This is a genomic window from Kitasatospora sp. CB02891 (genome assembly GCF_002803145.1).
GTDB classification, from domain to species: domain Bacteria; phylum Actinomycetota; class Actinomycetes; order Streptomycetales; family Streptomycetaceae; genus Kitasatospora; species Kitasatospora griseola.
Window position 1 is genome coordinate 66,293 of record NZ_NNBO01000012.1, and the last position, 26,659, is coordinate 92,951.

The window sequence follows — 26,659 nt, forward strand, 5'->3', positions numbered from 1 at the left end:
GACGGTAGCACCGACCCGGGCCGGAAGGCTGGGCGAGACGATACTCAGTGTGCATAATCGAGGGTACTGAGTGCCATCACCGAGGAGACTGCCATGACCCAGGACTTCGACCTCTACCGGCTGGGCGAGGAGCACGAGATGCTCCGTGAGTCGGTGCGTTCGCTGGCGGAGGCGAAGATCGCCCCGTTCGCGGCGGAGGTGGACGAGGAGGGGCGGTTCCCGGCGGAGGCGTTGGAGGCGCTCCGGTCGGCGGATCTGCATGCGGTGCACGTGCCGGAGGAGTACGGGGGTGCGGGTGCGGATGCGCTGGCGACGGTGATCGTGATCGAGGAGGTGGCGCGGGTGTGTGCGTCGTCCTCGTTGATTCCGGCGGTGAACAAGCTGGGTTCGCTGCCGGTGCAGTTGTCGGGTTCGGAGGAGTTGAAGGCGAAGTACCTGGGTGCGTTGGCCCGGGGCGAGGGGATGTTCTCGTACTGCCTGTCGGAGCCGGAGGCGGGTTCGGACGCGGCGGGGATGAAGACGCGGGCGGTGCGGGACGGGGACTTCTGGGTCCTGAACGGTGTGAAGCGGTGGATCACGAACGCGGGGGTGTCGGAGTTCTACACGGTGATGGCGGTGACGGATCCGTCGTTGCGGTCGAAGGGGATCTCGGCGTTCGTGGTGGAGAAGGGCGACGAGGGGGTGTCGTTCGGTGCGCCGGAGAAGAAGTTGGGGATCAAGGGTTCGCCGACGCGTGAGGTGTACTTCGACGGGGTGCGGATCCCGGCGGAGCGGATGATCGGTGCGGAGGGGACGGGTTTCGCGACGGCGATGCGGACGTTGGACCACACCCGGGTGACGATCGCGGCGCAGGCGCTGGGGATCGCGCAGGGGGCGTTGGACTACGCGAAGGGGTACGTGAAGGAGCGCAGGCAGTTCGGGAAGGCGATCGCGGAGTTCCAGGGTGTGCAGTTCATGCTGGCGGACATGGCGATGAAGCTGGAGGCGGCGCGGCAGCTGACGTACGCGGCGGCGGCGAAGTCGCAGCGTACGGAGGGTGATCTGACGTTCTTCGGGGCGGCGGCGAAGTGCTTCGCGTCGGACGTGGCGATGGAGGTCACGACGGACGCGGTGCAGTTGCTGGGCGGGTACGGGTACACGCGGGACTACCCGGTGGAGCGGATGATGCGGGACGCGAAGATCACCCAGATCTACGAGGGCACCAACCAGGTCCAGCGCATCGTCATGGCCCGCAACCTGCCGTAAGCGGCTGACAGACTCTCAGGCGCCCGCCCGCGGGGCCGCTTCCACGTGCAGGTCACTGCACGCGGAAGCGACCCCGCCGGCGGGCGCCTTCGTGCTGCGCCGGTGAGCCGCCGGAGTGAACGCGTCCAGCGTGTGGGTCATTGAGCGTATTTGACGGATTTTCAGACTAGATGCTCGATTGTATGGTCGCGGTGAGTAGCCACTCGTGTGCGCTGCGTGCGCAGACTCACCGTCAGATCGATCGAGAGGACCCGTCATGAGACGCCGTCGACCCCCCTGCGAACGCGCGCACAGACGTTACGGGCCGGCGGCGATCCGCAGCCGTCTCGCGCGGGCGTCAGTGCCGCTGGCCGTCGTGTTCGCCACGGTCTCGGCGTCCTTCGCGGGGCCCGCCACCGCACACCCGCCGGCGGCTGCGAGTGGCCGCCAGCTGCCGGTGACGCTGTCCAAGACCGGAACCGACCTCGCCACCGGCAGCACCACCCAGACCGGGCACGGCGACACCGTCCGCTGGGTGGTCTCCGCGACGAATCCGGACGGCGCCCCGGTCGACGCCACGATCACCGACGTGATCCAGGGCGGACCGGGCAGCTCACCGCAGAGCCAGACCTATGTGCCCGGCTCGCTTCAGGCGCCGCCCGGCTTCACCAAGCAGTGGTCGACCGACAACGGCACGAGTTTCAGCGGCACCGACCAAGGCGTCGCGACCAATGTCGTCCAGGCCCGCAACCCGGAGCTCGCGTCGCCCGCGACCGGCCTGGTGGTATCGATCCCGCCGCCGTTCACGCCGATCAACACGGCCACCGGCGGCGACGGGTTCACCCCGATCCTGTACACCGCCACGATCAACGGCGTCCAGACGCCCGAGGTCTGGAACATCTACCACCACGGCTTCGCCAACCCCGCCAGCGTGGTCTGCACCGACCTGCTCACCAATGGTCCCTGCCCCACCCCCGCAGGCGCGCCCGCCACGTGGCCCCAGGCACTGAACTCCTCGGAGCCCGGAGCGACCACCGGCGACCTCGGCAGCACCCGCACCCCGACCTACGTGCAGATCGGCTCCAAGCTGTACTACGCCGCGGTCAGCCGGGTCGAGCTCGCCGTGATCGGCGTCGGCTGCATCGACCTCCAGACCCAGGCCAGCTGCGGCTTCACCGAGCTCCAGAACGGCACCGGGCTGGTGGTGGGCGGCGTCGTCCAGGCACCGAACCAGAAGCTCTACGCGGTGTCCGGCACCGGCGAGATCCTCTGCTACGACGCCGCCGCCAACGCCCCCTGCGGCACCTTCGACATCGGCCTGCCGCCCAACGAGGGCCAGACCGCCTTCAGCGGCGACTACGCCGGCATCATGCGGACGATCGAAGGAAAGATCTACGTCACCGACAACACACTGGCCCCGGCGCCCACGGTGATGTCCTGCTTCGACCCGTCCACGAACACCGCGTGCGCCGGCTGGGCCACCCCGAAGACCGTGGTCACCCCGACCACCGCAGACGAACCCGCCCGGGCCGACAACGTCTTCGAGATGCACGACGCGGCCGGCACCGTCACCGGCGTCTGCACGATCGTCGGCGGCTTCTACCAGGAGGTCACCCCGCCGGTCGGCACCGTCGTGTGCTTCGACCTGGCCGGCAACCCCATCGCCGCACCCCCCGGCCTCACCACCCTGGTCGGCACCAACGTCGCACCCGGCGAGGCCAACTTCCAGGTGCCGCTCACCATCACCGCCCCCAACGGCCACCTGGAGACCGAGTTCCCGCTCTGGATCTACCGGGGCGTCACCCCGACCCTGAACAGCACCTCCTACTGCTACGACTGGACGATCCAGGGCCCCTGCTCCCAGTACGGCACGGGCGGCATCGTCAACGGCCCGCCCAACGTCAACGGCGGCAACACCAGCCCCTACGGCTACGCCTACGACGGCCAGTGCAAGTACAGCCTCGGCGACACCGGGTACCTGTTCTCGCTGGACCCGGTCACCGGCGCCTCGCCCTGCCAGAAGACCAGGGCGCAGGCCTCCCTCAACCCCGCCGCGTTCTACTGCGACGGGGCCACCGGACATGTCAGGTCCTACGGCGCGGTCAGCCTCCTCGGCATCGACCCGTCCACCGTCGACTTCACCCAGTCCTCGGTGACCGTGCTGGCGGCGGACGGCAGCACCATCGGCACCTTCCCGTTCGACCCCGCGACCGAGACGGCGGACATCTCCTCCGTCCCGATCGCCGACTCGCCGATCCAGGTCGTCTCCAACATCACCCTGCTCGGCGGAGGCTCGTTCCCGCCCGGCAGCAACCCGCAGATGCAGGTCACCTTCGTCGGTGACGCCCCGCAGATCTGCTTCGAGACGACGGTGGCCGCCGACTGCTCCGTCACCGCCGTCTCCGACCAGGCCACCGCCGTCACCAACGGCCAGACGCCGGTGGCCTCCAACACCGTCACCCTCCAGGTGAACCCGGGCCCGGACTGCGCCCCGATGGTGAAGATCATCAAGGAGGTCTGCGCCTCGACCAACCCCGGCGACTGCGGCCCGGGCGGGCCAGGTCCATGGGGGAGCACAACCACCATCCCGCCGGGCGGCACCGCCTTCTGGCGCATCACCGTCACCAACCCCGGCCCCGGTGACGTCGCCGGCGTCACCCTGACCGACCCCGTCACGCCCTCCTGCGAGGCCGGCGGCCCGTTCGACCTACCCGCCGGCGCCGAACACCAGGTCTTCTGCGACCTGCCCGGCGTCACCCAGGACACCGTCAACACCGTCTCGGCCACCTACACCACCCCGGACGGCACCGTGCACACCACGCCGCAGGCGGAGGCGAGCGTCGTGGTGGCCGGCGCCGGGGCGTTGGCCATCGAGAAGACGCCGGATTCCCCCGGTCCGTTCCGCGAAGGCGACACGGTCTTCTACACGTACACCGTCACCAACACGGGCACCGCGCCCGTGCACAGCATCGTCGTCATCGACGACCACGTGCCGTCGGTGACCTGCGACCGGACGGACCTGAACCCGGGGGAGAGCACGCTCTGCCACGGCAGTTACCTGGTGACGGCCGCTGATGTGCCGGTGGGCCATGTGACGAACACCGCCCACGCGGAGGGCACCGACTCCGGGGGCCAGCACGTGGTGAGCCCGCCGGTCGAGGCGACCGTCCCGGTGGTGGGCGTGGCGAAGCTGACGATCGAGAAGAAGCCCGACAACCCCGGCCCGTTCCACCTGAACGAGGTCGTCGACTACACGTACACAGTGACCAACACGGGCACCGCGACGGTGCACGACCTGATCGTGAACGACGACCACGTGGCGTCGGTGACCTGCGACCGGACCGTGCTGGACCCGGGACAGGTCGCGACGTGCCACGGCAGCTACGTGGTGACGCCCGAGGACGTGAAAGCGGGCCATGTGACGAACACGGCGCACGCGAGCGGTCTCGACCCGCTGGGCGAGACGGTGGAGAGTCCGCCGGCCGAGGCGACCGTCGAGGTGTTCGGCGAGGTCCTGCTGGACCTCCAGAAGACGCCCGACAGCGCCGGTCCGTTCCACCTGGGCGATGCGGTCTCCTACACGTACACCGTCACCAACACCGGCACGGCCCCGGCCGAGGACCTTGCGGTGATCGACGACCACGTGGCACCGGTGACCTGCAACTCGACGGTGCTGCTCCCGGGGGAGAGCACGGTCTGCCACGGCAGCTATGTGATCACGGAAGCGGATGTGAAGGCCGGGCACGTCACCAACGTCGCCCATGCCGAGGCCACGGATCAGCACGGGCAGCGGGTGACGAGTCCTCCGGCGGAGGTCACCGTCCCGGTGGTGGGCGAAGCCGTGCTGGCCATCGAGAAGACGGCCGACAGCGCCGGTCCGTTCCACCTCGGCGAGACGGTCCACTACACGTACACGGTGACCAACACGGGCACCGCGCCCGTGCACGACCTGATCGTCAACGACGACCACGTGGTGTCGGTGACGTGCGACTCGACGGTGCTGGCCCCGGGTGCGAGCACGCTGTGCCACGGCAGTTACGTGGTGACGGCTGCTGACGTGACGGCGGGTCAGGTGACCAACACCGCTCACGCGGAGGGCGTGGACCCGCAGGGCCAGACGGTGGTGAGTCCGCCGGCCCAGGCGACCGTCCCGGTGGTCGGCGAGGCCGTGCTGGCCATCGAGAAGACGGCGGACAGCGCCGGTCCGTTCCGACTGGGCGACACCGTCCTCTACACGTACACGGTGACCAACACCGGTACGGCAGAGGTGCACAACCTCACGGTGGTGGACGACCACGTCGCAGGTGTGGGGTGCAACACCGCGGTGCTGCTGCCGGGTGAGAGCACGCTGTGCCACGGCAGTTACGTGATCACGGCGGCGGATGTGGCGGCGGGGCAGGTGACCAACACCGCCCACGCCGACGGAATCGACCCCCAGGGCCAGGGCGTGCAGAGCCCGCCGGCCGAAGCCACCGTCCCGGTGGTGGGCGAGGCCGTGCTGACCATCGAGAAGACGGCGGACAGCGCGGGCCCGTTCCGTCTCGGCGAGACGGTCCTCTACACGTACACCGTCACCAACACGGGCACGGCCGCCGTGCACAACCTGACTGTCGCGGACGACCACATCGCGTCCGTGACCTGTGGCACGACGACGCTGAACCCGGGGCAGAGCACGCTCTGCCACGGCAGCTATGTGGTCACGGAGGACGATGTACTGGCCGGGCACGTGATCAACACCGCTCACGCGGAGGGCACGGACCCGCAAGGCCAGACGGTGGTGAGCCCGCCCGCCGAGGCGACGGTTCCTACGGTCGGCAAGGCCGAACTGGTCCTCCAGAAGGCAGCCGACAGCGCCGGACCGTTCCACGTGGGCGACATCGTTCCCTACACCTACACGGTGACGAACACGGGCACGGCCGCCGTGCACGACCTCTCCGTCGCGGACGACCACATCCCGACCGTGACCTGTGACACGACGACGCTGAACCCCGGCGAGAGCACCTTCTGCCACGGTTCGTACGTCATCACCGCCGCCGATGTGACCGCCGGTTCCGTGACCAACACGGCCCACGCGAACGGCACCGACCCCGTGGGGCAGCCCGTCCAGAGCCCCCCCGGTGAAGCCACCATCGAGATCCTGGGCGACGCCCAGCTGACCATTTCGAAGACGCCGGACAGCGCCGGCCCGTTCCGTCTCGGTGAGACGGTCTTCTACACCTACACCGTGACCAACGCCGGGACTGCGGTGGTGAGCGAGCTCGTCGTGACGGACGATCACGTCGCGTCGGTGACGTGCGACTCGACGACGCTGGCCCCGGGTGCGAGCACGCTGTGCCACGGCAGTTACGTGGTGACGGCCGCCGACGTGACGGCGGGCCATGTGACGAACACCGCCCACGCCGAGGGCACGGACCCGCAGGGCCAGCTGATCCAGAGCCCGCCGACGGAAGCCACCGTCCCCGTGGTCGGCATCGCGGAGTTGAGCCTCCAGAAGGCGGCCGACAGCGCCGGCCCGTTCCATGTGGGTGACACCGTCACCTACACGTACACGGTGACCAACACCGGTACGGCGGCGGTCACCTCCCTGACCGTTGCGGACGATCACGTCGCGTCGGTGACGTGCGACGCGACGACGCTGGCGCCGGGTGCGAGCACGTTGTGCCACGGCAGCTATGTGGTGACGGCCGCCGACGTGACGGCGGGCCATGTGACGAACACCGCCCACGCCGAGGGCACGGATCCGCAGGGGCAGACGGTGGTGAGTCCGCCGGTCGATGCGACGGTGCCGGTGGTGGGCGAAGCTCTGCTGACCATCGAGAAGATCGCCGACAGCGCCGGTCCGTTCCATGTCGGTGACACCGTTACGTACACGTACACGGTGACCAACACGGGTACGGCGGCGGTTCACGACCTCACGGTCGTGGACGATCACGTGGCCTCGGTGACGTGTGATTCGACGACGCTGGCGCCGGGTGCGAGCACGTTGTGCCACGGCAGTTATGTGGTGACGGCCGCTGATGTTCAGGCGGGCCATGTCACGAACACCGCTCACGCGGAGGGCACGGACCCGCAGGGCCAGGCGGTGGTGAGTCCGCCTGTTGAGGCCACCGTTCCGGTGGTGGGCATCGCGGAGTTGAGCCTCCAGAAGGAGGCGGACAGTGCCGGTCCGTTCCACGTGGGCGACACCGTCACCTACACCTACACAGTGACCAACACCGGTACGGCGGTGGTGAATGCTCTCAAGGTCGCCGACGACCATGTGGTGTCGGTGACGTGTGACGCGACGACGCTGGCGCCGGGTGCGAGCACGCTGTGCCACGGCAGCTATGTGGTGACGGCCGCTGATGTGTCGGCGGGCCATGTGACGAACACCGCTCATGCGGAGGGTACCGATCCGCAGGGGCAGACGGTGGTGAGTCCGCCGGTCGAGGCGACGGTGCCGGTGGTGGGCGAAGCTCTGCTGACCATCGAGAAGATCGCTGACAGCGCCGGCCCGTTCCACCTGGGCGACACCGTGAGCTACACGTACACGGTGACGAACACGGGTACGGCGGTGGTTCACAACCTCGCGGTCGTGGACGATCACGTGGCCTCGGTGACGTGCGACGCAACGACGCTGGCGCCGGGTGCGAGCACGCTGTGCCACGGCAGTTATGTGGTGACGGCCGCCGACGTGACGGCGGGCCATGTGACGAACACCGCTCACGCGGAGGGCACGGACCCGCAGGGCCAGCAGGTGGTGAGCCCGCCCGTCGAGGCGACCGTCCCGGTGGTGGGTGAAGCCCAGCTGGCCATCGAGAAGTCGGCCGACAGTGCTGGTCCGTTTCATGTGGGCGACACCGTCACTTACACGTACACGGTGACCAACACCGGTACGGCGGCGGTCAGCAACCTCACGGTGGCGGACGACCACGTTGTGTCGGTGACGTGCGAGACGACGACACTGAACCCTGGTGAGAGCACGCTGTGCCACGGTGCGTATGTGGTGACGGCCGCTGATGTGTCGGCGGGTCACGTGACGAACACGGCTCACGCCGAGGGTACGAACCCGCAGGGGCAGACGGTGGTGAGTCCGCCGGTCGAGGCGACGGTGCCGGTGGTCGGCGAGGCGTTGCTGACCATCGAGAAGATCGCTGACAGCGCCGGCCCGTTCCACCTGGGCGACACCGTGACGTACACGTACACGGTGACGAACACGGGTACGGCGGTGGTCCACAACCTCACGGTCGTGGACGATCACGTCGCGTCGGTGACGTGTGATTCGACGACGCTGAACCCGGGTGCGAGCACGCTGTGCCACGGCAGTTACGTCATCACGGCCGCCGATGTGCAGGCGGGTCATGTGACGAACACGGCTCATGCGGCAGGTACGGATCCGCGGGGTCAGGAGGTGGTGAGTCCGTCGGTGGAGGCGACCGTCCCGGTGGTGGGCGTGGCGCAGTTGTCGATGGAGAAGAAGGCCGACACCGGCGGTCCGTTCCACGTCGGTGACACCGTCAAGTACACGTACACGGTGACGAACACGGGCACGGTGGTCGTTCACGGCGTCGTGGTGGTGGACGATCACGTTCCATCGGTCACTTGCGACGCGACGACGCTGGACCCGGGTGCGAGCACGGCGTGCCACGGCACGTATGTGATCACCGCCGCCGATGTTCAGGCTGGTCATGTGAAGAACGTCGCTCACGCGAGCGGGGTCGGTCCCGATGGCCAGTCGGTGGTGAGCCCGCCGGGCGAGGTGGATGTTCCCGTGGTGGGCGAGGCGCAGTTGTCCATCGTGAAGAAGGCCGACAGCGCCGGTCCGTTCCGGGTGGGTGACACGGTGCGGTACACGTACACCGTCACCAACACGGGCGCCGTGGTCGTTCACGATGTGACCGTTGCGGACGACCGTGTCGCGTCGGTGACCTGTGATGCGACGACGTTGGATCCGGGTGCGAGCACGGTGTGTCACGGCAGTTACACGGTTACGGAGGAGGATGTCGAGGCGGGTCATGTGACGAATACGGCCCGTGCGGGTGGTGTGGACCCGGAGGGTCGCCCGGTGGAGAGTGGGCCGGGTGAGGTGACGGTGGAGACCACTTCGGGTGCGTCGTCGCTGTCGATCGTCAAGCAGGCCGACGTGTCCGGTTCCGCGCAGATGGGCGACACCGTGACGTACACGTACACGGTGACGAACACCGGTACAACGGTGCTGACGGATGTGTCCGTCAACGACGACCGGGTCACGCACGTCACCTGCGATGCGACGACGTTGAACCCGGGCGGGAGCACGACCTGCCGCGGGACCTATGTGGTCACGGCGGAGGACGCGAAGGCCGGTCACGTGACCAACACGGCGACGGCTTCAGGCCGTGACCCGCAGGGTCAGCTGGTGGAGAGCCGGCCGGTGTCGTTGTGCGTGACGGTCTCGGAGTGCCCGGAGCGGGAGAAGGGCGAGGGCTGTGTGAAGGTTCCTCGTCCGACGGCGCCGCCGAAGCACGGTGGCGGTGGGGGCGGTCATCTGCCGGACACGGGTTCGCCGGCGGGTCTCGCCGCGGTGGGTCTGGCCGGTGGCGGGCTGCTGACGCTGGGCGGTGTGCTGCTGTACCGGGCGCGGCGCCGGGCGAACGCGGACCGGTTCGTGGGGTAACACCCACGCGGTGACTGCTCGTTCAGTGAAGCGACCGCCCCCGGGGCCCACGGGCTCCGGGGGCGGTCCCCTGCCGTTGTGTGGCGGGGACGGTTCTACCCGGCTTGCTTGGCGGTGTCTCGCGCCCGGTCATGCCCCTGGGGTCGGTCTGCCGGACGGCCAGGTGATCGTCTGGCCTTCGGGGGCGACGGTGATCTCGAACTGGTCCAGTGGCGGTGCGCCGTCGGTGCGCCAGCGGGCGATGCTCTCCTCCACCCGGTCCCAGAGACGGTCCGGGCCACCTTGGCGGACCGTCCAGCGGTCGCCGCCGGCCTGCGTGAGGCAGGCCCAGGTTCCGGCCTCGACGTCGATCAGTACGGTGTCGTTCCGGCCGTCGCGGACGAGGGTGATCCGCTGGGCGTGCGGGGCGGCAAGTTGGGCGACGAACCGGGCGGTCCAGTCGTCCAGTGCGTCGTTCCCGAGGGTCGTCGGGCGTTCCTCGCCCGTGTCGAGGTCGGGCAGCAGGCCGAGCAGGGGAGTGAGTTGTGGCCGGGCGAGCATGAAGGAGACCTGTCCGCCGAGGAACCGGCCGGTTGCTGTGCCGTCCTCGTGGACGGTGAGTCGGGCCAGCTCCGAGGAGTACAGCCAGCCGCACACAGTGGCAAGGATCTTTCCTCCGGGTCGGGTCTGTTCGAGCCACTCCCGGGGGATCTCCAGTACGCCGCACGTGGCCGTCACCCGGTCGTAGGGGCCGCGGTCCTGGTGGCCGAGCAGCCCATCACCGACGACCAGATCCGGCTGGTAGCCGCAAGTGCCGAGGGCGCTTCGTGCACGCAAGCTCACCTCGGGGTCCACCTCGACCGAAGTCACCAGCTCGTCCCCCAGTCGGTGGCACAGGAGCGCGGTGGAGTATCCGGTGCCGGTGCCGATCTCCAAGATCCGCTGGCGGGACTCGACTTGGAGGTCTTCATGCATTCGCACCACCAGGCCCGGCATCGTGCTGGAGGACGTGGGAGCGCGCAGGATCTCGCCGCGGACGTCGCGGGGCACGATGGTCCCGGCGATCTGGGTGACCAGGGACTCGTCCGCGTAGCAGCGCTCCAGCCATCCATCGGCCTCGGGAAGCACAGGCCGCCACGCGGTCGGGACCGAATTCGCGACCGGCTCGAAGAACCCGCCGCGCAGGAACTCCTGACGGGGCACCGCCTCCACCGCGCGCCGCCACGACTCGGTGCGCAGGTGGCCGGCGGTGGCCAGGGCATTGGCGAGTCGTCGCCGCAGCGTTGCATCCGTGGTCACGTCGTCGTCCTCTCCAACAGGTCCGCCATCGCGGCGACCATGGGCAGACCGGTCTCCGGCTCCAGCCAGGCCCACTGTCCGGACGGGTTGCACTCCAGGAACCACCATTGCCCACGCCGGTCGACAGCGAAGTCGAATGCTCCGAAGACCAGCCCGAACCGGTCGAGGTAGGCGCGCAGTCGGCGTTCCAGACCGACCGGCGGCAGTACCACCGAATACGTCAGCCGCGAGTAGTCCGTGCGCCAGTCCAACAGGTCTGAGTCGATCTGGACGTAGAACGCCCGATCGCCGATGACGGTTGCGCGCACGTCGGCGGTCTTGTCGATGCGCTGCTGGAACAGGTGGGCCGTGCCGGCCACCGCGTCGTCGATGTCCTCGGGTACGACGTCGCCGACCTCGACCGTGCAGGACACACCGTTGACGCGGTAGAGCGGGGTGGACAGCGGCTTGTAGATCACCGGGCCGTGGCGCTCGACGAACGCCCTTGCAGCCTCCGGTTCGGAGGTGATCAGGGTCGACGGGAGGCGGAACCCGCAGTTGGCGGCGACGGCCAGGCCGGAGGGCTTGAACTCGGCGTCGCCAATCCGGTGCGGATGGTTGACGTAGAGACAGCCAGGCAGCGACGCCATGATGCCGCCGAGGCCGTAACGGGCCTGGGTGATGGCGAAGCGGGCGTTCTGGCCGTCCAGGTGGGAGAAGGTGAACCCGGAGGGTCGCCGGTAGTACAGGGAGCGAATGTGCGCCAGGTCGGCCCTCCGGGTCGGAGTGGTCAAGGTTCCCTCGATGCCGTGAGGTGTGACGGTGGCCGCGAACGACAAGGTGGTGGGGAAGTCCCCGGAGTCGAAGCGCACGACCGGGACACCCCGGCCGTGCAGCTCCTCGGTCACCAGGTCGGTCGTGGGGTCGTCCAGGTTGGTGACGACCAGAACCGGATCCGAATCGGTCACTGGTCGCTGTCGTTCCCCGCGTCCTGGTCGCCTCCGCCGGAGCCCCCGGGGCCGGAGCCGTCGGACGGGTTGCCGGTATTGGTGGCCGGGTTGGTGCCGGTGCTGGTGCCGTGTCCGGGCACCGCCATGACCGCGCCCGAGGTGTCGAAGTAGCGCCCGCTCTGGGTGGTGGGGTCCAGCTCGACTCGGGCGTACGCCGGGGCTGCGTTCGGGTACGGCGTCATCCGGCGGGTGCCCCACGGAACCGGTGATGCGATGCCGTTCGGCAGCGGGCTCCCGGTGGGAACCCGGTCGGAGTGGGCGAACATACGAGCGCCTCCTGGGTGTTGAGTCGGTAGAGGTGGTGGTCGCCCGGCGTGATGCCACGGCCTGTGGCTGCGCCGGCTCTGCTCACGCCGGGCGGCATGCGTACGAAACTACGCACCGTCAGGAGGGGATCACAGTGCCGACATGTCTTCCAATCCGTCTTCCAGAACCGTCGTCAGACTCCCCATCGCTCAAGGACCTCGACGACCTCCGGTACCTCTCGGAAGCGGCGAAGCGCGGTGGTGACGGCCTTGGAGCGGTCCTGTGCCCTGGAAGAAGGGAGGCCCGCCAGTACCTCGAACATGCGGTCTGCGGACTTGGCGGCCTCCTCCGGTTCGTTGGCGTCGGCCAATGCGACGGCGAGCCAGGAAGCGTAGAGGGCGTACTCGCGGGCGTGGCTGGCGTCGTAGGCAGCGAGTACCTTCCGGAGTAGCGGCACGGCCCGCAGTGGCCGGTGAAGCTGGGTGTAGACGCGGGCCTGCATGACTTCCTGTTCGTCCCGGTTCACCCAGTACAGCCACCGGCGGGGGTCGGCGGAGGCGGGCGATTTCTCGTCGGCGGCGTCCACCTGGTCCATCGCGGTGTCGATCGCCGTCAAGGCGGTGCGGTGGTCCCGGGCGAGGGTGGAGACCCAGGCGAGGCGTGCGGCAGTGAGGGAGCGGACACGCACATGTCCTCCGGAGATCTCGGGTCCGGCGGCGCGAACGAGGTCCAAGCCACGTTGCAGATTGCCGCGGTTGGCCTCCCAGTAGCCCCAGGAGCCCAACAGGTGCGCGGCCAATGGGCCGTCCTCGGCCTGCTTGGCGGCGGCGACGCCGAGACGGAACAACGGCACCGGATCGGCCCGCCCGCCGGAGTCCGTGGCGACCCATCCCGCGAGTTGCGCGAGTTCGCCCACGCCGGACAGCAGGCGGCGGCCCACGGCTTCGGAGTGACAGGTGTCGTTGTGCAGCCTGATGGCCGACCGCAGTTCGCGGATGACGGCTTCCACCAGGTCTCCGCCGGCCAGCACGTCGTCCGCCAGCCGGATGCCGTGGACGCGGCGCAGCAGGGCCTCGGCGTCCGCCGCGCCGACGGTGCGTCCGGTCGTCGTCCCGAGCGGGGACAGCTCCGTGTCGGCGGGGAGGAGCCGGGCGATCACCTCGGCGGAGGAGACGGGTGCGGACACCTTGAACCGGCGGGCGGCCTTCGTGGCGGCGCGGGCGCGACGCAGGCGGGATTCGTCCAGCTCCAGTACCTCGGCCAGGTGTGGAAGGTACTGCGGCCCCGGGGTTCGGCCTTCGTACTCGGTTTCCCATCGCCACACGTCGGTGCGGCTGGGGGTGTAGCCGGAGGCGTCGGCTAGCTTGCATGCGACGTCCTCCTCGGAGAGTCCGAGGTACTTCCGCCGGCCGGCGATCAGCTCGCCGATCCGTTCCCCGCTGTCGTTGCTGTCGGCCATGACCGTCCCCTTGTCGCCGCGGCGTGTATCGGACGGTACCGGCTCCGGTCGTGTGCACAGGCGGTGTGGTCCAGCGGAGTTGACGCGGAGTCGGGGCGTGGCCCCGGTCACATCGTTGGGTGGGGTGGGGCGGTCGGGGTGGGGGTGAACTGGCGTGATGGATGGGGAGGTTGGCCGAAATGTGTGGGGTGGCGGGGGAGGGGGCGGGTAGGGATGGTCTCGACCCCGGGGGATGGGGGACATAAGGTATGCCTTAGCTTACTGAGCGGCGCCGGGGAACAGCCTCGGGTGTCCGTGGAGTCCGCCGTACCTTCGTCCCTGGAGTGAGCATGCCCGCCCGCCGTACGACTGCCGCGACCTTCCTCGTTCTCGCCGTGGCGAGTGCCGCGTTGGTGGGGTGCTCGAAGAAGGACGACGGGAAGGTGTCCGCGGACGGCAGCGGGCCGGTGCAGGTGACGGCGACGGACAGCAAGTGCGAGCTGTCGAAGACCTCGTTCCCGGCCGGGCACGTCGAGCTGGCGGTGGCGAACAAGGGCAACAAGACGACCGAGGTGTACGTGTACGCCGAGGGCGACAAGATCGTCACCGAGCGGGAGAACATCGGCCCGGGCACCAAGGTGAGCATCAACGCGGAGATCAAGGCCGGCACCTACGAGGTGGCGTGCAAGCCGGGCATGACCGGTGACGGCATCCGGCAGAAGATCACGGTGACGGCGGCCTCGGGGGCGCCGGCGAAGACGGACGACCGGCTGACGCAGGCGGTCGCGGACTACCGGAAGTACGCGCAGGAGCAGGCTGACGCCACCATCCCGGTGGTGGAGCAGTTCGCGGCGGCGATCACCGCGGGCGACGTGGAGAAGGCGAAGTCGCTGTTCGCCGCGTCCCGCCTGGGCTGGGAGCGGACCGAGCCGGTGGCGGAGAGCTTCGGTGACATCGACCCGAAGACCGACGCCCGCGAGGACGCGCTGGAGGACGGTCAGCAGTGGACCGGCTGGCACCGCCTGGAGAAGGCGCTGTGGGCGGACGGCAAGATCGGTGACGAGGAGAAGACCCTCGCCGCCCAGCTGGTGACCGACCTGAAGGACTGGCAGAAGCGCGTCCCGAGCGCGGAGATCACCCCGACCGGCATGGCGAACGGCGCCAAGGAGCTGCTGGACGAGGTCTCCAAGAACAAGATCACCGGTGAGGAGGACCGCTACAGCCACACCGACCTGTCGGACTTCGCCGCCAACGTGGAGGGCGCCCGCCAGGCCTACGAGCTGCTGAAGCCGGTCGCCGCCGAGAACGACCCGACGCTGTCGAAGACCCTGGACGCCGAGTTCGAGAAGATCACCGGCCTGCTGGGCAAGTACCGCCAGGCCGACGGCACCTACACCTCGTACGACAAGGTGACCGAGGGCGAGCGCAAGACCTTCTCCGACGCGGTGAACGCGCTGAGCGAGCCGCTGTCGAAGCTGGCCGCCGCCGTCGTGGTCAAGTGACCGGCACTGCCCACGTACGCGAAGTAAGGGCAGCGTAAGCTAAGCCGCTGTCAGCAGGTCACTTCCGAGCAGGTCACGTCCGAGAGGGAACGTCACAGATGGACGCCGAGAACGAGCAGCAGGCGGCTCCCGCCGAGACCGGTGGGGTTCAGCAGCGGGCCGGGCTCAGCCGACGGGCCGTCATCGGCTGGGCCGGCGCGGGTGTCGCGATCGGTGCGGCCGGGGTGGGCACGGTGGCTGCCGCGACCATGGGGAGCGACACGCCGGCCGCCGCGGCGCAGAGCCAGGACGTGCCGTTCTGGGGCGAGCACCAGTCGGGGATCTCGACGCCCGTTCAGGACCGGCTGCACTTCGCCGCGTTCGACGTGATCACTGAGGACCGCGACGCGCTGGTCAAGATGCTCAAGGAGTGGACGAAGGCGGCCGCCTCGATCACCGGCGGCCGTGAGGTCGGCGGCGGCGCGGTCGGCGTGGTCCCGCAGTCGCCGCCGGACGACACCGGCGAGGCGCTCGGCCTGCCGGCGTCCCGGCTGACGCTGACCATCGGGTTCGGGTCGACGCTGTTCGAGAAGGACGGCCAGGACCGGTTCGGCCTGAAGGCGAAGCGGCCCGAGGCGCTGGTGGACCTGCCCAAGTTCAAGGGCGACCGGCTGGAGGCGAACCGCAGCGGCGGCGACATCTGCATCCAGGCGTGCGCGGACGACCCACAGGTCGCGGTGCACGCGATCCGCAACCTGGCCCGGATAGGCATGGGCGTGGTGAACGTCCGCTGGTCGCAGCTCGGCTTCGGCAAGACCTCGTCGACCACGCCCGACAGCCAGACCCCGCGCAACCTGATGGGCTTCAAGGACGGCACGCACAACATCGCCGGGACGGACGCGGACGGGCTCGGCAAGCACGTGTGGGTGGCGCCCGGCGACGGCCAGGACTGGATGACCGGCGGCTCCTACCTGGTGGCCCGGCGGATCCGGATGACCATCGAGACCTGGGACCGCGCCTCGCTGCAGGACCAGGAGGACACCTTCGGTCGCACCAAGATCGAAGGCGCCCCGTACGGCAAGCAGAAGGAGCGCGACGCGCCCGACCTGGCCGCGATGCCCGCCACCTCGCACGTGCGCCTGGCCCACCCGGACAGCAACGACGGGCTGATGATCCTGCGCCGCGGCTACTCGTTCACCGACGGCACCGACGGTCTCGGCCGCCTGGACGCCGGCCTGTTCTTCCTGGCGTACCAGCGCGACACCCGCAAGGCGTTCGTGCCGCTGCAGACCAAGCTGGCGGCGAGCGACAAGCTGAACGAGTACATCACGCACGTCGGATCCGCCCACTTCGCCTGCCCGCCCGGAGTCCGCAAGCCCGGCGAGTGGTGGGGCCAGACCCTGTTCGGCTGACCCCCCGCCCCCATCACCCTCACGCCCCCACCGAGGAGAACCGCCGTGTTCGCCAACTACCTGATCGGCCTTCGAGAAGGCCTCGAAGCCAGCCTGGTGGTCTGCATTCTGATCGCCTACCTGGTCAAGACCGGCCGCAAGGACCGGCTCGGCCCGGTGTGGATCGGCGTCGGCAGTGCCGTCGCGGTGTCCATGGGCTTCGGCGCGGTGCTGCAGTTCGGCTCCAGCCAGCTGTCCTTCGAGGCGCAGGAGGCGCTCGGCGGCAGCCTGTCGATCCTCGCGGTCGGTCTGGTCACCTGGATGGTGTTCTGGATGAAGCGCACCGCCCGGCACCTGAAGAGCGAGCTGCACGGCAAGCTGGACGCCGCGCTGGCGATGGGCACCGTCGCCCTGGTGGTCACCTCCTTCCTGGCCGTCGGCCGGGAGGGCCTGGAGACCGCGCTGTTCATCTGGACCGCCGTCCAGGCCACCGGCGACGGTTGGAACCCGCTGGTCGGCGCGATCCTCGGCCTGCTCACCTCGGCCGTGCTGGGCTGGCTGTTCTACCGCGGCGCGCTGAAGATCAACCTGGCGAAGTTCTTCACCTGGACCGGCGGCATGCTGGTGGTCGTCGCCGCGGGCGTCCTCGCCTACGGCGTGCACGACCTGCAGGAGGCCGGCTGGATCCCCGGCCTGCACGAGCTGGCGTTCGACATCTCCTCCACCATTCCGGTGGACAGCTGGTACGGCACCCTGCTGAAGGGTGTGTTCAACTTCCAGCCGAACCCGACGGTGGTCCAGGTCGTGATCTGGCTGCTGTACCTGACCCCGACGCTCTACTTCTTCTTCCGCAAGCCGAAGGCGACCGGCACCGCGCCGAAGCCCGCCCCGGCGACGGAGGCGAAGGCCGCCTGACGGTCGGAAGCTTCCAACAGAACCGCCCGGGCTCCGCAGGGATGCGGAGCCCGGGCGGTTCGGCGTTTCCGGGGGTGCCGGGTACGGCCCTGCCGATCGCCGGAGCCGTTCATCAGGGGCGTGCGGACGCATGCGTTCCGATTGTGGACCCAGTGTGCGCGCCCGGCGCACGACGGCTCGCGCGCACGCCGCTCAGCGAGCTGATGCACCGTCAGGCGGCGGCGGGCCACGTGCTCAGGGCGAAATCGACGATGCGGTGCAGGTGTTCGGCCGGGGTGCCGTCGGAGGCGCGGACGGCGAGGCCGTGGGTGAGCGTGTTCAGGTAGTCGGCGAGCACAGCCGGATCGGTGCCGGGCGCCAACTCGCCTGCCTTGGCGGCCCGTTCGAGGCGGGCGCGGAGTGCGGCGCGGCCCTCGGCGCGGCGGGCGGCGGTGTCGGCGCGGACGGCGGCGGAGCCTTCGCCGGTGGCCAGTGCGCCGTGCACCAGCAGGCAGCCCGGGCTCCCCTCGTGCGTGACCGAGGCGACGGTGCCGCGCAGCAGGTGTTCGGCGACGGCCCGGCCGGTGGGCTCGTCGAGCGCCTCCCGGACGTGTCGGGCCGGCCCGCGGTGGTAGTGGTCCAGGCACTGGCGGAACAGCGCCTCCTTGTTGCCGTACGCGGCGTACAGGCTGGGCCGGTTGATGCCCATGGCCGCCGTCAGGTCGGACAGCGCGGTGCCTTCGTAGCCGTGCCGCCAGAACACGTGCATGGCGCGCTCCAGCCCGTCCTCCAGGTCGAACGCGCGCGGACGGCCCGTCATGTCGCCCTGCCTTCCGTGGGTTTCGGTCGAGTTCTGTACCGATCGATATGATAGCGTCCCTGATGTGTACCGAGCGGTACACATATCGGAGGGGAACCGTCATGACGCTCACCACTGCCACCTTTGCGCCCGACGTACTGGCCGGCCGCACCGCCCTGGTCACCGGCGGCTCGCGCGGCATCGGCGCGGCCACCGCGCTGGCGCTGGCCGCGGCCGGGGCGGACGTGGCGATCAGCCACAGCGGATCGGCGCCGCGCGCGGAGGCGGTGGTCCGGGAGATCGAGGCGCTCGGGCGGCGGGCCGTCGCGTACAAGGCCGACCAGGCGGACCCGGCGCAGGTCGCCGAGCTGGTCGGCGCCGTCGCGGCGGACTTCGGGCGGCTGGACGTCCTGGTCAACAACGCGGGCGTGATCGCCACCGGCCCGGTCGACGAGCCGGTCGACGAGGAGGCGCTGGCGCGGCAGTACGCCATCAACGTGCGCGGGGTCGCGGCCGCGATCCGGGCCGCCGCACCGGTCATGGGCGACGGCGGACGGATCGTCACCATCGGCTCCAACCTGGCCGTCCGCCCGACCAGGCCCGGCACCGCCGACTACGCGGCCGGCAAGGCCGCCGTCACCGCGTACAGCCGGGCCGCCGCGCTGGAGCTCGCCCCGCGCGGGATCACCGTCAACGTGGTGCAGTCCGGCTCGGTGAACACCGAGATGAACCCGGAGGACGGCCCGGGCGCCGACGCCCAGCGCGCCCTGAACGCGCTCGGCCGCTACGGCCGGCCCGAGGAGCTCGCGGCCGCCGTGGTGTTCCTGGCCACCCCCGCCGCCGCGTTCATCACCGGCAGCGTGCTGGCCGTGGACGGCGGCTTCTTCGCCTGAGCGGGCGCCCCGGCCCCGCCGCGTGGCGGTGGGGCCGGGGGTCCGTCAGGAGCGCTGGCTGGGCGGGAGGGTGGCGATGCCGGCGGCCAGGAAGGACATGGCGGCGTCCAGGTGGGCCTCGGTCGGGCGGAGGTAGAGCTCGCAGACGACGGCGGCGGCGGTGGCGGCGACCATCCGGGGGCCGAAGTCGTCGGGGGCGTCGCCGCGTTCGGCGGCGAAGATCCGGGCGCCCTCCTGGATCGCCTCGGTGAGGCGGCTGTTGGCGACGGCGCGCAGCTGGGGGTTGCGGTCGAGCATGGTCTCCCAGAGCGCGTCGAACTCGCTGTCGCCGGGGTTCTCGGCGAGGTCGGCGCGCAGCCAGCGCTCCAGGGCCTCCAGCGTGGTGGTGCCGGGCTCGCGGTGGTTGAGGGCGTGGCCGAGGCGGTCGGTGAACTCGGCGAGGTGGGAGGTCGCCAGGTCGAGCTTGGTCGGGAAGTAGAGGGTGACGGTCCGTGCCGACACCTCGGCCCGGTCGGCGATGTCGGCGATCGTGGTCGCTTCGAAGCCGCGCTCCGCGAACAGCTGGTAGGCCGCTCGCAGGATCGCCTCCCGGCGGCGGGCCTTGCCGCGTTCCCTCGCTCCCTCGGTCATGCGAGGCATGGTAGCCGATTTTACCGGTGGCAGTAATTTTGCAGTCGACTGCAAAGTTACCTTAGGGTGCAAAAATCCACTGGTTCTGAGCACGAGGGGGCGCGATGGCGTCGGTCCTGTACGCATGGGGACGATGGGCGGTCCGCCGCCGAGGCCGGGTGATCGGCCTGTGGCTGCTGCTGCTCGCGACGATCGGCGCCCTCGGCACCACCCTGGCCGGGCCCACCAGCACCGAGTTCACCGTCCCCGGCATCGAGTCCCAGCAGGCCCAGGAGCTGTTGGAGCGGAAGCTGCCGGAGTCCGTCGACGGCTCCGCCCGCCTGGTGGTGGCCGCGCCCGCCGGCCGGCGCCTGGACACCCCCGCCGCCAGGGCCGCCGTGGGGGAGAGCCTGCACCGGGCCGCCGGGATACCCGGGGTGGTGCACGTCGCCGACCCGTTCGAGAGCCACAGCGTCTCGCCGGACCTGCGGATCGCCTTCGCCGACGTGCAGTTCGACCGCCCCGCGCACGACGTCCCGCAGAGCGCCAAGGACGCGCTGACCGACGCGACCGCGCCGCTGCGCGAAGCCGGACTGGAGGCCGAGTTCGGCGGCAGCGTGATGGAACCGGCCTTCGAGGTCGGCGGCCCCGCCGAGGTGATCGGCGTGCTGGTCGCGTTCGCCGTGCTCGCCGTCGCACTCGGCTCGCTGGTCGCCGCCGGGCTGCCGCTGCTGACCGCGCTGGTCGGCGTCGGCATCGGCGTGCTGGGCGCCCAACTGCTGGCCAACGTGGTCGAGATGACCGGCACCGCGACGGTGCTCGCGCTGATGATCGGCCTCGCCGTCGGCATCGACTACGCGCTGTTCATCATCGCCCGGCACCGCGAGCAGCTCGCCGAACCCGGCAGCGGGATCGAGGAGTCGGCGGCCCGCGCCACCGCCACCGCGGGCAGCGCCGTGGTGTTCGCCGGCGCCACCGTGATCATCGCGCTGGCCGCGCTCGCCGTCACCGGCATCCCGTTCCTGACCGTGATGGGCCTGACCGCCGCCGCGACCGTGCTGCTCGCCGTGCTGGTCGCCGTCACCCTGGTACCCGCGCTGCTCGGCCTGCTCGGCGAACGCCTGCGACCGCGGCCGAAGGCGAAGGTCGCTGCGAAGGCCGCCGCGAAGGCCCCCGCGAAGCCGGCCCGCTCCTGGTCGGCGGCCTGGGCGCGCGCCGTGACCCGCAAGCCGCTGCTGGTGCTGCTGGTCGGCGTGGTCGGGCTGCTCGCGCTCGCGCTGCCCGCCCGCGACCTGCGGCTCGGCCTGCCCGGCAACGCCTCGCAGCCCGCGGCCAGCACCCAGCACAAGAGCTACGACCTGCTCAGCGAGGGCTTCGGCCCGGGCTTCAACGCCACCCTGGTCGCCGTGGTCGACGCCACCGGCATCCCGGCCGACCGGCGCGAGTCCGCGCTCGCCGAGCTGCACGCCACGCTCTCCGCCGACCCGGGCGTCGCCGCCGTCGGCAGGCTGACGGCGAACGCGGACGGCAGCACCGTCGCCGTGCCGGTCGTCCCCCGCACCGGGCCGGACGACCGGGCCACCAGCGACCTGGTCGACCGGCTGCGCGCCCACAAGGCGGACGTCACCGCGAGCGGCGGCACGCTGTACATCGCCGGGGCGACCGCCGCCGCGATCGACGTGTCCGGCAAGCTCGCCGACGCGCTGCCGCTGTTCGTCGGCCTGATCGTGGTCCTCGCGCTCGCCCTGCTGACCGTCGCGTTCCGCTCGGTGCTGGTGCCGCTGAAGGCGGTGCTCGGGTTCCTGCTGTCGGTGGCCGCCGCGCTCGGCGTCACCGTGTGGGTGTTCCAGGACGGTCACCTGAACGGCCTGCTCGACATCCCGTCCGCCGCGCCGGTGACGAGTTTCCTGCCGGTGCTGCTGATCGGCGTGCTGTTCGGCCTCGCGATGGACTACGAGGTGTTCCTGGTCAGCCGGATGCGCGAGCACCACCAGCACACCGGCGACGCCGCCGGGGCCGTCGCGCACGGCGTCGCGCGCAGCGGACGGGTCGTCACCGCCGCCGCCCTGATCATGGTCGCGGTGTTCGGCGGGTTCGTGTTCAACCACGACCCGATCATCAAGTCGATCGGATTCGCCCTGGCCGTCGGCGTGTTCATCGACGCCTTCGTGGTCCGGATGACGCTGGTGCCCGCCGCGATGGCCCTGCTCGGCGACCGCGCCTGGCGTCTGCCGCGCTGGCTCGACCGGATCACCCCCGACGTGGACCTGGAGGGCGCCGGTCTGCCCGCCGCCGAGGTCCGGCCGGACGCGAAGGTCGCCGAACGGGTCTGACGGAGCGGAACACGGGCCGGGCCCGGGAGTCGAGACTCCCGGGCCCGGCCCACTGCTGCTCGGGTCAGCAGGGGACCACGGCGTTGACGGTGACCGGGGACGGGCCCCAGCCGAACTTGCTGACGCCGAAGGTGCCGCTGACGGTCGAACCGCAGGCGACGGTGCCGGTCGGGCCGTTGACGGTGACCGTGCTCGCGAGGAAGTTCACGTTCTGCGCGATCGAGCCGAGCGAGGAGCCGCCGACGACCGTGCCGGAGAGCGTGGTGGAGAGCACCTGGGGCTGCGGCGGGAAGTCGGGGGTGGGCGGGCCGGCCAGGGCGACCCGACCGAGGAACTGGACGCTGCCGCCGGTGATCGAGGCGCAGACCTGGGTCATCAGCCCGGACTGGAGCGACCAGGGGCTGCAGGTCTCCGTGGCAGTGGTCGTGGCAGTGGTCGCGGCCTGAGCAGGAGCGGCTGTCAGGGCGCCGACGGCGGCCATGCCTGCGGCGAGCAGGGTCAGTCCCTTCATCGAACGTCGGTTCATCGTGCGTTCTCCTCCATGTGGTGGTGCCCAGCTGAGGCATGTGGTAGTGAGGTGTCGCATGTGATATTTCACATGCGCCATGACTTAACCTGCCACAGGTTCGAATGCTGGCGATGCCATTCAGTGAGGAAATGGTGCGCTCGACCGGAAAATGACCTTCGATGGCGAGATTGCGCTGTGATTGCCGACACTTGGGGAAGTCTTGGCAGAGCCACCCCGAAATCTTCGGATGCGAGCCGTCCCCCTCCGGGCACCCGGTCGGTCGATCCGACGACACGAGTGCCCGGAGGGAGTGGAGCAGATCGGCGACTACGCCGCGGCCGGGCCGTACACCATGTGCACGGTGCCGCCGGCGAAGGCCCGGCAGGAGAGCAGCTTCAGCTCGATCGGGCCGGCGAGCTCGTCGAACAGGCGGATGCCGGTGCCCCGGGCCACCGGGTGGACGAACAGGTGCAGTTCGTCCAGCAGGCCGGCGGCCAGCAGCTGGCGCACCACCGAGACCGAGCCGGACATGCCGATCGTCCCGCCCTCCTCCTGCTTCAGCGCTGTGACGCCCGCGACCAGATCGCCCTTCAGGACCTCGGAGTTGCGCCAGGTCAGGTCGAGGTCCTGGTGCGAGACCACGACCTTGCGCATGTCGCCGAGCGCCTTCGCGAAGCCCGCGTCCTCGCCGCCCGCGGCCTCCCGCTCCGGCCAGGCGCCCGCGAAGACGTCGTAGGTGGTGCGGCCCAGCAACAGGGTCTCCGCCACCCCCACCTGCGCGCCCACCGCCGCGCCCACCTCGTCGTCGAAGTACGGCAGGTGCCACTGCTCCGGGCTTCCCACCACACCGTCGGCGGAGATGAACAGGCCCGCGGTGATCTTCCTCATTGCTCGGTGCTCCTCGGTCGGTGACGTGCGATCAGGGAACGGGCGACTCACTCGGCGGCGGACGCCGGGCCGTACACCATGTGCACGGTGCCGCCGGCGAAGGCCTGGCAGGAGAGCAGCTTCAGCTCGATCGGGCCGGCGAGCTCGTCGAACAGACGCATGCCGGTGCCCCGGGCCACCGGGTGGACGAACAGGTGCAGCTCGTCCAGCAGGCCCGCGGCCAGCAGCTGACGCACCACCGAGACCGAACCGGACATGCCGATCGGGCCGCCCTCCTCCTGCTTCAGCGCCGTGACGGCCTCGATCAGCCCGCCCTTCAGCTGCTCCGAGTTGCGCCAGGTGAAGGAGAGGTCCTGGCGCGAGACCACGATCTTGCGGGTGTCGCCGATCGCCTTCGCCATCCCGGCCTCCTCGCCGCCCGCCTCCTCGACGGCCGGCCAGGCGCCCGCGAACACGTCGTAGGTGGTGCGGCCCATCAGCACGGTGTCCGACGCGCCCAGCAGCGCCCCGACCGCCGCGCCCAGCTCGTCGTCGAAGTACTTGAAGTGCCACTGCTCGGGGGACTCCACGACGCCGTCGGCGGAGATGAACAGACCGGCGGTGATCTTCCTCATGGGATGGTGCTCCTTGCTCGTTCTCGGCGTGTTGCTCGCTTACAACCGGTCAGACGGGGCCCGCGCACCGAACTCATCGGTCCCGGCGAAGAAATCCGAAAAACTTTTTCTCGGACCCGCCCGTCGCTCCACCGATGAGTCCGCGAGCGTCGACCGGTCATCACCGGCATGCACACCGAAGACACCGTCGAGTTCGACGTACCGCCACAGCACGCCGCCCGCCCCTCGCTGGAGGAGCACTTCACCGCGCTGCTGGACGCCCACCGCCCGCCCGCCCGGATCGCCCTGCTGGTCGGGAACGTACTGCGGCCCGCCCCCGGCGACCTCCAACGCCTCTGCAGGCTGGGAGTACTCGCACGGCGGGCGGGCCACCAGGTGGTACTGCGCGGCGTCGGCCCCCGGCTGAGGCTGGTGCTCGACCTCACCGGGCTGGCCGACACCCTCCACGAGGGCTGACGCGATGTCAGAGCCGCGGATCCTCCTCCGTCAACCGCATCGGCAGACCCCACAGCGGGAACAGCCGCTCCACGTCCAGGTGATTGCTCATCGTGGCGATCCGGCCGTCCACCACCTCCAGCACCGTGATGGCCCACGGCGTCCAGCCGTTGCCGTCCTCGGCCGACCGGTACTGGGCGAACGCGGGCGAGCCGTTCGCCTCCACCGGCAGCAGCCGCGAGTTCGCACACCCGCGACCCGGACCGCGCCACCACACTTCGAGCTCCTCGATGCCCCGAAGCCACATCCGGAACGGCGGCATGTTCAGCACCGCGTCGTCGTGCAGCACCCGCTTCAGGCCCTCGATGTCGAACGACTCGAACGCCTGCACGTAGCGGGCCAGCAGCGCCCGCTGCGCCTCGTCCAACGGCTTGTAGGTGTCACCCGCCGCCGCGTCGCTGTCCGCCAACGTCGCCCGGGCGCGCTGCAGCGCGCTGTTCACCGACGCCACCGACGTCTCCAACAGCTCCGCCGTCTCCGCCGCCGACCAGGCCAGCACCTCACGCAGGATCAGCACCGCGCGCTGCCGGGCCGGCAGCTTCTGCAACGCCGAGACGAACGCCAACCTGATCGACTCCCGCCCCAGCGCCACCTCCGCCGGATCCCCCGCCAGCACCCGTCCGTCCGGCACCGGACCCACCCAGATGTTCTCCTCCAACTGCGTCAGATCCGGCGACCCCGCCGGACACGGCGACGTCAGATCCATCGGCCGCGCCCGCCGCTGCGCCGCCGGCCCCATGTCCAGGCACACATTGGTGGCGATCCGGTACAGCCACGTCCGCAACGCGGCCCGGCCCTCGAACCCGTCGAACTTCGACCAGGCGCGGACCATCGTCTCCTGTACTGCGTCCTCGGCCTCGAAGGCCGACCCCAACATGCGGTAGCAGTACGCCGTCAGCTCCCGCCGAAACGGCTCCAGCTGCTCCGCAACCCCGTCACGATCCATGATCACTGGCACGTCGGACACCCTAGATGGCGGCACCGACAATCCGGCGGCTGCGGCATCATGACCGGGTGGAACTCGACGCGCACCGCAGCGAACTGACGGTCCATTGCTACCGGATGACCGGCTCGTTCCAGGACGCCGAGGACCTCGTCCAGGAGACCCTGCTGCGCGCCTGGAACGCCCGCGACCGCTACGACCCCACCCGGGCCTCGGTGCGCACCTGGCTGTACCGGATCGCCACCAACGCCTGCCTCACCGCCCTCGACGGCCGGGCCCGCCGACCCCTGCCGTCCGGGCTCGGCGCCCCCGGCGACGACCCCGGCGCACCGCTCGCCCCCGCCCCCGACGTGCCGTGGCTGCAACCCTTCCCCGACGGCCGGTACGACGTGGACGCCCGGACCGAGCTGCGCCTCGCCTGGGTCGCCGCCGTCCAGCTGCTGCCCGCCCGGCAGCGTGCCGTGCTGATCCTGCGCGACGTCCTGGCGTTCACCGCCGCCGAGGTCGCCGAGCAGCTCGACACCACCGTCGCCGCCGTCAACAGCGCACTCCAGCGCGCCCGTTCCACCGCCACCGTCGCCGCAGGATCGGCGGACACCCTGCGGGAACCCGACGACCCCCGACAGCGGGCCGCCGTCGACCGCTACCTGGCCGCGTTCGAAGCCGCCGACGTGCCCGCGCTGGTCGGCCTGCTCGCCGAGGACGCCGTGCTCGAAATGCCGCCGGTCGCACTCTGGTTCCGCGGCCCGGAGGCCTACGGCGCGTTCATGGAACGGATCTTCCGCCTGCGCGGCACCGGCTGGCTGACCCGCCCCGCCCGCGCCAACGGCCAACCCGCGTTCGCCGCCTACGCACGCGAGGGCGGGCAGCACCGCCTGCACAGCCTCCAGGTCCTGGACCTGGCCGACGGACGGATCACCCGCAACACCGTCTTCACCGACCCCGCCACGCTCCGCGCCTTCGACCTGCCGGAGACGATCCGATGACCTCTCCGACGATCTCCC

General features: G+C 70.4%; 19 protein-coding genes. 9 read left to right on the forward strand and 10 right to left on the reverse strand.

All coding sequences use genetic code 11. The features are described from left to right. Positions 1–93: 93 nt before the first annotated feature. Both CG736_RS24815 and CG736_RS24820 read left to right on the forward strand, forming a co-directional pair. A complete protein-coding gene (locus tag CG736_RS24815; protein WP_100588394.1) occupies positions 94–1,245 on the forward strand; it encodes an acyl-CoA dehydrogenase family protein in 1,152 nt (383 codons plus the stop codon). Between the two features lie 355 nt (positions 1,246–1,600). Beyond that, positions 1,601–9,856 (forward strand): hypothetical protein, encoded by an 8,256-nt coding sequence (locus CG736_RS24820; protein ID WP_157815719.1) that lies wholly within the window; start codon positions 1,601–1,603, stop codon positions 9,854–9,856. Positions 9,857–9,985: 129 nt separating this feature from the next. Here CG736_RS24820 and tgmC read toward each other — a convergent pair whose 3' ends face one another. The 4 genes from tgmC to CG736_RS24840 all read right to left on the reverse strand — a co-directional run bounded on the left by tgmC (position 9,986) and on the right by CG736_RS24840 (position 13,828). Then, complete coding sequence (tgmC, locus tag CG736_RS24825; protein WP_232734155.1) at positions 9,986–11,134, reverse strand: ATP-grasp peptide maturase system methyltransferase; 1,149 nt, start codon at positions 11,132–11,134, stop codon at positions 9,986–9,988. Then, positions 11,131–12,081: an ATP-grasp ribosomal peptide maturase gene (gene tgmB, locus CG736_RS24830; protein WP_100588397.1), complete on the reverse strand. Its 951-nt coding sequence runs from the start codon at positions 12,079–12,081 to the stop codon at positions 11,131–11,133. Before tgmB ends, tgmC begins: the two co-directional genes overlap by 4 nt. Continuing rightward, positions 12,078–12,389, reverse strand: a complete 312-nt coding sequence (gene tgmA, locus CG736_RS24835) for a putative ATP-grasp-modified RiPP (RefSeq protein ID WP_100588398.1) — start codon at positions 12,387–12,389, stop codon at positions 12,078–12,080. Before tgmA ends, tgmB begins: the two co-directional genes overlap by 4 nt. Before the next feature lie 173 nt (positions 12,390–12,562). Beyond that, positions 12,563–13,828 (reverse strand): transcriptional regulator, encoded by a 1,266-nt coding sequence (locus CG736_RS24840; protein ID WP_100588399.1) that lies wholly within the window; start codon positions 13,826–13,828, stop codon positions 12,563–12,565. Between the two features lie 329 nt (positions 13,829–14,157). Between CG736_RS24840 and efeO the strand changes: the two genes are divergently transcribed. The 3 genes from efeO (at position 14,158) to efeU (ending at position 17,594) form a co-directional block, all read left to right on the forward strand. After that, positions 14,158–15,309, forward strand: coding sequence for an iron uptake system protein EfeO (gene efeO / locus CG736_RS24845; protein ID WP_100588400.1), 1,152 nt, complete (start codon positions 14,158–14,160; stop codon positions 15,307–15,309). A gap of 98 nt (positions 15,310–15,407) precedes the next feature. Then, on the forward strand, positions 15,408–16,700 hold the full coding sequence (gene efeB, locus CG736_RS24850) for an iron uptake transporter deferrochelatase/peroxidase subunit (RefSeq protein WP_100588401.1): 1,293 nt from the start codon (positions 15,408–15,410) through the stop codon (positions 16,698–16,700). Positions 16,701–16,745: 45 nt separating this feature from the next. Then, a complete protein-coding gene (gene efeU, locus CG736_RS24855; RefSeq protein ID WP_100588402.1) occupies positions 16,746–17,594 on the forward strand; it encodes an iron uptake transporter permease EfeU in 849 nt (282 codons plus the stop codon). A 211-nt stretch (positions 17,595–17,805) separates the two neighbouring features. On the opposite strand, the gene CG736_RS24860 is transcribed toward efeU, so the two are convergent. Beyond that, complete coding sequence (locus tag CG736_RS24860; RefSeq protein WP_100588403.1) at positions 17,806–18,393, reverse strand: TetR/AcrR family transcriptional regulator; 588 nt, start codon at positions 18,391–18,393, stop codon at positions 17,806–17,808. Positions 18,394–18,494: 101 nt separating this feature from the next. Here CG736_RS24860 and CG736_RS24865 point away from each other — a divergent pair, with 101 nt between their 5' ends. Next, the gene (locus CG736_RS24865; protein ID WP_100588404.1) at positions 18,495–19,265 is read left to right on the forward strand and encodes an SDR family NAD(P)-dependent oxidoreductase; all 771 of its coding nucleotides are present in this window, start codon (positions 18,495–18,497) and stop codon (positions 19,263–19,265) included. Positions 19,266–19,310: 45 nt separating this feature from the next. Here CG736_RS24865 and CG736_RS24870 read toward each other — a convergent pair whose 3' ends face one another. Beyond that, positions 19,311–19,895, reverse strand: coding sequence for a TetR/AcrR family transcriptional regulator (locus CG736_RS24870; protein WP_198520600.1), 585 nt, complete (start codon positions 19,893–19,895; stop codon positions 19,311–19,313). A gap of 104 nt (positions 19,896–19,999) precedes the next feature. Between CG736_RS24870 and CG736_RS24875 the strand changes: the two genes are divergently transcribed. Further along, positions 20,000–22,207, forward strand: coding sequence for an MMPL family transporter (locus CG736_RS24875; protein WP_157815720.1), 2,208 nt, complete (start codon positions 20,000–20,002; stop codon positions 22,205–22,207). A 64-nt stretch (positions 22,208–22,271) separates the two neighbouring features. On the opposite strand, the gene CG736_RS24880 is transcribed toward CG736_RS24875, so the two are convergent. The 3 genes from CG736_RS24880 to CG736_RS24890 all read right to left on the reverse strand — a co-directional run bounded on the left by CG736_RS24880 (position 22,272) and on the right by CG736_RS24890 (position 24,217). Then, on the reverse strand, positions 22,272–22,733 hold the full coding sequence (locus CG736_RS24880; protein ID WP_100588407.1) for a hypothetical protein: 462 nt from the start codon (positions 22,731–22,733) through the stop codon (positions 22,272–22,274). A gap of 309 nt (positions 22,734–23,042) precedes the next feature. Continuing rightward, positions 23,043–23,603, reverse strand: a complete 561-nt coding sequence (locus CG736_RS24885) for a dihydrofolate reductase family protein (RefSeq protein ID WP_100588408.1) — start codon at positions 23,601–23,603, stop codon at positions 23,043–23,045. A 47-nt stretch (positions 23,604–23,650) separates the two neighbouring features. Then, on the reverse strand, positions 23,651–24,217 hold the full coding sequence (locus CG736_RS24890) for a dihydrofolate reductase family protein (protein ID WP_100588409.1): 567 nt from the start codon (positions 24,215–24,217) through the stop codon (positions 23,651–23,653). A gap of 168 nt (positions 24,218–24,385) precedes the next feature. Between CG736_RS24890 and CG736_RS24895 the strand changes: the two genes are divergently transcribed. Then, a complete protein-coding gene (locus CG736_RS24895) occupies positions 24,386–24,673 on the forward strand; it encodes a hypothetical protein (protein ID WP_100588410.1) in 288 nt (95 codons plus the stop codon). 7 nt (positions 24,674–24,680) lie between these two features. On the opposite strand, the gene CG736_RS24900 is transcribed toward CG736_RS24895, so the two are convergent. Beyond that, positions 24,681–25,658: a sigma-70 family RNA polymerase sigma factor gene (locus CG736_RS24900; RefSeq protein WP_100588541.1), complete on the reverse strand. Its 978-nt coding sequence runs from the start codon at positions 25,656–25,658 to the stop codon at positions 24,681–24,683. 26 nt (positions 25,659–25,684) lie between these two features. Here CG736_RS24900 and CG736_RS24905 point away from each other — a divergent pair, with 26 nt between their 5' ends. Next, entirely contained in the window at positions 25,685–26,641 is a 957-nt protein-coding gene (locus CG736_RS24905) for a sigma-70 family RNA polymerase sigma factor (protein ID WP_100588411.1), read from the forward strand. Positions 26,642–26,659 lie beyond the last annotated feature (18 nt).

What these genes read in the sequence shown, in the direction of transcription:
- CG736_RS24885 (WP_100588408.1), bottom strand. Translation starts at nt 23,603, where the DNA reads ATGAGGAAGATCACCGCGGGCCTGTTCATCTCCGCCGACGGTGTGGTG.
- CG736_RS24905 (WP_100588411.1), top strand. Translation starts at nt 25,685, where the DNA reads ATGGCGGCACCGACAATCCGGCGGCTGCGGCATCATGACCGGGTGGAA.
- CG736_RS24840 (WP_100588399.1), bottom strand. Translation starts at nt 13,828, where the DNA reads ATGGCCGACAGCAACGACAGCGGGGAACGGATCGGCGAGCTGATCGCC.
- CG736_RS24890 (WP_100588409.1), bottom strand. Translation starts at nt 24,217, where the DNA reads ATGAGGAAGATCACCGCCGGTCTGTTCATCTCCGCCGACGGCGTCGTG.
- CG736_RS24815 (WP_100588394.1), top strand. Translation starts at nt 94, where the DNA reads ATGACCCAGGACTTCGACCTCTACCGGCTGGGCGAGGAGCACGAGATG.
- CG736_RS24860 (WP_100588403.1), bottom strand. Translation starts at nt 18,393, where the DNA reads ATGACGGGCCGTCCGCGCGCGTTCGACCTGGAGGACGGGCTGGAGCGC.
- CG736_RS24880 (WP_100588407.1), bottom strand. Translation starts at nt 22,733, where the DNA reads ATGAACCGACGTTCGATGAAGGGACTGACCCTGCTCGCCGCAGGCATG.
- CG736_RS24900 (WP_100588541.1), bottom strand. Translation starts at nt 25,658, where the DNA reads ATGGATCGTGACGGGGTTGCGGAGCAGCTGGAGCCGTTTCGGCGGGAG.
- efeO (WP_100588400.1), top strand. Translation starts at nt 14,158, where the DNA reads ATGCCCGCCCGCCGTACGACTGCCGCGACCTTCCTCGTTCTCGCCGTG.
- CG736_RS24865 (WP_100588404.1), top strand. Translation starts at nt 18,495, where the DNA reads ATGACGCTCACCACTGCCACCTTTGCGCCCGACGTACTGGCCGGCCGC.
- CG736_RS24895 (WP_100588410.1), top strand. Translation starts at nt 24,386, where the DNA reads ATGCACACCGAAGACACCGTCGAGTTCGACGTACCGCCACAGCACGCC.
- CG736_RS24875 (WP_157815720.1), top strand. Translation starts at nt 20,000, where the DNA reads ATGGCGTCGGTCCTGTACGCATGGGGACGATGGGCGGTCCGCCGCCGA.
- tgmA (WP_100588398.1), bottom strand. Translation starts at nt 12,389, where the DNA reads ATGTTCGCCCACTCCGACCGGGTTCCCACCGGGAGCCCGCTGCCGAAC.
- efeB (WP_100588401.1), top strand. Translation starts at nt 15,408, where the DNA reads ATGGACGCCGAGAACGAGCAGCAGGCGGCTCCCGCCGAGACCGGTGGG.
- CG736_RS24870 (WP_198520600.1), bottom strand. Translation starts at nt 19,895, where the DNA reads ATGACCGAGGGAGCGAGGGAACGCGGCAAGGCCCGCCGCCGGGAGGCG.